Source organism: Phenylobacterium sp. (assembly GCF_035276905.1).
GTDB lineage: Bacteria > Pseudomonadota > Alphaproteobacteria > Caulobacterales > Caulobacteraceae > Phenylobacterium.
This window is the reverse complement of sequence record NZ_DATELG010000046.1, coordinates 1-4,592: the sequence shown is the minus strand read 5'-3', so window position 1 is coordinate 4,592 and position 4,592 is coordinate 1. Positions and strand designations below refer to the sequence as shown.

Annotated in this window: 5 protein-coding genes; 2 read left to right on the top strand and 3 right to left on the bottom strand. The window is 71.4% G+C overall.

Features of this window, described 5'->3' with window-relative positions; translation table 11 throughout:
* Nucleotides 1-234 precede the first annotated feature (234 nt).
* The gene (locus VJS38_RS01765; protein ID WP_324086436.1) at nt 235-513 is read left to right on the top strand and encodes a GNAT family N-acetyltransferase; all 279 of its coding nucleotides are present in this window, start codon (nt 235-237) and stop codon (nt 511-513) included.
* A 260-nt stretch (nt 514-773) separates the two neighbouring features.
* On the opposite strand, the gene VJS38_RS01760 is transcribed toward VJS38_RS01765, so the two are convergent.
* Nucleotides 774-1,076, bottom strand: a complete 303-nt coding sequence (locus VJS38_RS01760; protein ID WP_324086435.1) for a hypothetical protein — start codon at nt 1,074-1,076, stop codon at nt 774-776.
* Between the two features lie 236 nt (nt 1,077-1,312).
* On the bottom strand, nt 1,313-2,254 hold the full coding sequence (locus VJS38_RS01755) for a glycosyltransferase family 9 protein (RefSeq protein ID WP_324086434.1): 942 nt from the start codon (nt 2,252-2,254) through the stop codon (nt 1,313-1,315).
* A gap of 231 nt (nt 2,255-2,485) precedes the next feature.
* On the opposite strand from VJS38_RS01755, the gene VJS38_RS01750 reads away from it, so the two are divergent.
* Nucleotides 2,486-3,745 (top strand): OmpA family protein, encoded by a 1,260-nt coding sequence (locus tag VJS38_RS01750; RefSeq protein ID WP_324086433.1) that lies wholly within the window; start codon nt 2,486-2,488, stop codon nt 3,743-3,745.
* A 72-nt stretch (nt 3,746-3,817) separates the two neighbouring features.
* On the opposite strand, the gene VJS38_RS01745 is transcribed toward VJS38_RS01750, so the two are convergent.
* The coding region (locus tag VJS38_RS01745; protein ID WP_324086432.1) for a type I secretion C-terminal target domain-containing protein at nt 3,818-4,592 on the bottom strand (775 nt) is incomplete at its 5' end.

Sequence of the window (4,592 nt, the reverse complement as noted above, 5' to 3'; positions counted from 1 at the left end):
GGCGACCGGCGCGACCGGCGCCGCGGTCCCGGAGGTCGGCGCGGAGCCCGGAGGCGCCGGCGGGTGCGGCGCCTGGGCGGGCTTCCTGTTGCAGGCCGACAGGGCGACGAGGCTGACGGCTGTCAGCGCCAGGGCTTTGCGCATATCGAACGGGCCTCCCATCTTGTCGAGCCTGTCGGCGAGCTTCTCCCCGCGCCGGCGCGGGATCAATCGCCGAGGAGATCGTGAGGAAGCATGGGCGAGCTGCGCAACAATCGCGAGAAGTCCCGCTATGAAATGGATGAGGAGGGGCTGACCGCCTACGCCGACTACCGGCGGCAGGGCGAGCGGCTGTTCATCGACTACGTCTTCGCCCCGCCGCCCCTGCGCGGGACCGGGGCCGCGGGCCGGCTGATGCAGGCGCTCGCCGGCGACGCCCGCGAGCAGGGCCTGAAGATCACGCCGATCTGCGGCTACGCGGCCGCCTGGCTCAGGCGCAGCCACGCGTTCCGGGATCTGGTCTCGCTCCCTTGAGGCGGCGGGAATAAGGTGAAGGAAGACAGTGAATCGGCGCGGCCGAGCGGCGGGCTCGTCGAGGCGACGCAGGGGATCAGCGCGTCGGCTCGGAATGTTCCCGCGGCCCGCTCGGCCGCGCCTGCAGAGGAGAGTGTCGGCCCGGGACAGGGACTGTCCCGCATCGGGACGGTCCCGCCGGGCGCCCGGGACGGCCTCCATTGGTTAACGGAGAGGCCGCGCCGGGCGCCGCTCAGCAGACAGCTTAACCTCTAAGGCGATCAGTCCCGGGTGCGGGCGACGATCGCTTCCAGGGTCTGGACGCGCGCCTCGCAATCCTCGACCAGCCGGCGGGCGAGGTCGCGGACGCCGGGCGGATAGGCGTCGCCGCCCTCGGCGATCTCGGCGGCCAGGGTCTCGACCTCGACCATCGCCGCGCCCAGCGCCTTGATGTGGTCCTTGGCCAGCTGGCGGGCTTCCTGTTGCAGGCGGCGGACGCGCTGCGCGACGGTCTCGGCCTTCGGCGCGACGCTGGCCGCGGCTTTCATGTCGTTGTCCGCGACAACGCTCAGAGACGGTGACATGCGATAATTCCTCAAATCCCCAACCCAGGTTCTTTTTGTGGCCGCGGCCCCCAGTGGACCGCCTCAAATGCCAACAAGCCCGGCTGTTTCATCTACGGACGAGAACAGCCGAGGTTCCCTGACACAGGCATGAACGGCGCCAGTTTTCGCCCGCGGGGCGAAGGTGGTGATTCGGCGCCACGGTGTGAGGTTAAGGAGGGTGGTTAAGGCGGTCCGGCGGGCTGGGGCGGGCGCTGTCAGTCCGACCACTCTGCGGCCGCCAAGCCGGCCCTCACCGCGCTCAGCACCGGCCGCCAATCGGCGTCATCTCCCTGCCGGAACAGACGGGCGGCGGGATACCAGGGACTGTCGTCGCGCTCGCGCATCCAGCGCCAGTCGGGGCCGCGCTCCGGCAGCAGGATCCACACCGGCTTGCCCATGGCCCCGGCGAGGTGCGCGATCGAGGTGTCGACGCTGATGACGAGGTCGAGCCCGGCGATGATCTCAGCGGTGTCGAGCATGTCGGCGACGCCGGTGTGCTCGGGCAGGAGGCTCATCGTCCCGGACAGGGACAGCAGCTCGGCCGCCAGATCCGCCGGCAGCGAGCGGCCGGCGTCATTCGGGTGGATCGGACTGCCCCGGGTCGCCACGCCGATCCTGGCGCCGCTCGCCTTCGGGGCGGCGTGCAGGAACGGAACCCGGCCGCCCTGCGGATCGCCGACGGCGGCCAGCAGGGACATTGACCATAGCCAGACGTCGGGATCCTCGAAATCGATCGTGCCTTGCGCCGGCAGCACCTTGCCGGGCAGCGCCTGCGCAAACAGCCGACACAGCGTGGGCGCGCAGATGAGCGTCACCTCGCAGCCGCGTTCGACCAGCGCCGGGACGTACCGCGCGCACATGATCTGGTCGCCCAAGCCCTGCTCCGGCCAGATGAGCACGCGCTTTCCGTCGAGCGGCTCGCCGCTCCAGCGGGGATAGGGCAGGCCGGGACCGGGCTTGCGCTCCAGCCGCGCCTCATAGAGCACAGCGCCCTCCCGCCAGCGTCCCTGCGCCAGCACGGTCAGGCCAAGGTTCTGCCGGGCTGCGTGGTCCCCGGGGGTCTCGGCGAGGACGTGGCGGAACATCGCCTCCGCCAGGCTGTAGCGCCCGAGGTTATAGGTCTCGCAGGCGGCGTCGTTGATGCTCGAGAAGTCCATCACCCTGGCTCTAGCACGAAGCGGCCTGGATCGAACGGGGCCCGGCGGCCTCGCCACTGCGGCCAAGTCACCATGATCTGATCCCGGGGGGTGGGTTCGGGACCTGATACCCAGGGGCGGCGCCAGAGGCCTATCAGCGGCTCCGGTAGGCGTGCCGGCCGAATACGACTGGCGCGGGTTCCCGGCGCCGCGCCCGGCAGGCGCGGCGCGAACGCAGCATGGAGGCTTGGCATGGCCAACCTGATCCAGACCGTAATGGGCGCGCTCACCCCCAATGTGACGGCGCGACTGGCCGATGCGATGGGCGAGTCTCCGTCCGCGCTGACCACCGGCCTGGGTGCGGCCGCTCCGGCCTTGCTGGCCGGGGCCCTGCAGCGCAGCGCCACGCCGGCGGGGGCGCGGTCGCTGCTCGACCAGGTCAATCAGACGGTCGCCAACGGCAATCCCCTGGACGATCTGGGCGCGGTCGCCGGCGACGAGAGCGCGCGGGCGGCCTATCTCAGCCACGGCCAGAGCGTCGCCTCCTCGCTGCTGGGCGGCGAGGGCAATGCGGTCACCTCGGCGATCGCCTCTCACGCCGGCCTGGGCATGGCCTCGGCGGCGAAGATCCTGGGGCTGGCCGCGCCGCTGGTGATGGGCGCGATCGCGCGCCTCGCCGGACCGGCGCCGACCGCGGGCGGCCTGCAGACCCTGTTGAGCGGTCAGCGGCCGAGCATCCTGGGCGCCCTGCCGGCCGGTCTGGGCTCGCTGTTCGGCCTGGGGGCGAGCGCCAGGACCGGCGCAGCGGCGGCCGACAGCTATGCGGCCCACGCGGTCTCCTCCGGCGCGGCGACGACGGCGGGCGCGGCGCGCACCGCCGAGGCCGGCGGCGGCGTCGGCCGCTTCCTGCCGTGGATTATCGCCGCCCTGGTGCTGGTCGGCCTCCTGTTCGCGATGCGCAACTGCGCGGCCGCGCGCAAGGCGACCGAGCCGACCACCACGGCCACCGCGCCCACCGCCACCGCTCCCACCGCGACGGCGCCGAACGTCACCGCGCCGGCAGCCCCCAACGTCTCGGTCAACCTGCCGAGCGGCGGGGCGATCACGGTGCCGCAGGGCTCGATCGGCTACAACCTGGCCAACTACCTGGCCTCGAACACCCCCGCGCCGAAGACCTTCGTCTTCGACAACCTGAACTACGACACCGCCTCGTCCGAGCTCACCCCAGCGAGCCAGCCGACGGTGACGGCGATCACCTCGATCCTGAAGGCCTACCCGAACGCCATGGTCAAGGTGGTCGGCTTCACCGACAACCAGGGCGATGCGGCCTCAAACCAGCAGTTGTCCGAGCGCCGCGCGACGATGGTGAAGTCGCAGCTGGTGGCTGGCGGCGTGCCCGCCGACCACGTCGAGGCGTCCGGCATGGGCCAACAGAACCCGGTCGCCGACAACAACACCGACGCCGGCCGCGCCGCCAACCGGCGGACCGAGCTGGTGGTGGTCAAGAAGTAGCCGCCACGCGTGCGGGGCGTCCGGCGCGCCGGGATCCGTCAGGCGGACTCCGGCGCGCGTGCGGCTTTCAGCTTAGTGGATGATCCAGTCCGAGGACTTCACCGCGCTCGGGGCGATGTGCTCCAGGTCGATGACGGTGTTCGGCCAGTGGCCATTGATGTTGGCCAGGCCGTTCGCCTCGAAGCGGATCAGTGAGCCGCCGTTCCCGTCAGGGTCCACGGTGATGTAGTGGTCCGCGACCGGGTCCGAGCCGGCGTAGCCCGTCGACTTGAAGAGCGCCGTCAGATCGATCTTGTCCGAGCCCGACTGGAAGTCGGTGATGTGGATCGGCGCCCAGGGGTTGGACGTGATCACGAAGTGATCCGCGCCCGCGCCGCCGGTCATGGTGTCGAGCGCCTGGCTGGAGACCAGGGTGTCGGCGCCGGCGCCGCCGGTCAGCACGGAGCCGACGTGGGTCGAGGTCAGCGTCTGGCCGGCCGCGGCGCCGGTCGAGGGCGTGGGCGTGGTCGTCGTGGTCGTCGTGGTCGGCTCGAGCGGCAGCGTGGCCGGAGAGGTCGTCGCGCTCGACGAGACCGTGGTCGAAGCCGCAGTCGAGGCGCTGGTGGTCGAGCTCCCGGCCAGCTGGGCCCAGGTCAGGCCGGTCGGCGAGACGTGCTCCAGGTCGATGATCCGGTTCGGCCAGTGGCCGTTGATGTTGGCCAGGCCATGGTCCTCGATGCCGACCAGGGTCCCGCCGTTCCCGTCGCTCTCCAGGGTGATGTAGTGGTCCTTGACCGGATCGGCGCCGGTGTAGCCGTCGGCCTTGAGCAGGGCCGAGAGGTCGAGGACGTCCGTGCCGACCTTGAAG

What these genes read in the sequence shown, in the direction of transcription:
- VJS38_RS01765 (WP_324086436.1), top strand. Translation starts at nt 235, where the DNA reads ATGGGCGAGCTGCGCAACAATCGCGAGAAGTCCCGCTATGAAATGGAT.
- VJS38_RS01760 (WP_324086435.1), bottom strand. Translation starts at nt 1,076, where the DNA reads ATGTCACCGTCTCTGAGCGTTGTCGCGGACAACGACATGAAAGCCGCG.
- VJS38_RS01755 (WP_324086434.1), bottom strand. Translation starts at nt 2,254, where the DNA reads ATGGACTTCTCGAGCATCAACGACGCCGCCTGCGAGACCTATAACCTC.
- VJS38_RS01750 (WP_324086433.1), top strand. Translation starts at nt 2,486, where the DNA reads ATGGCCAACCTGATCCAGACCGTAATGGGCGCGCTCACCCCCAATGTG.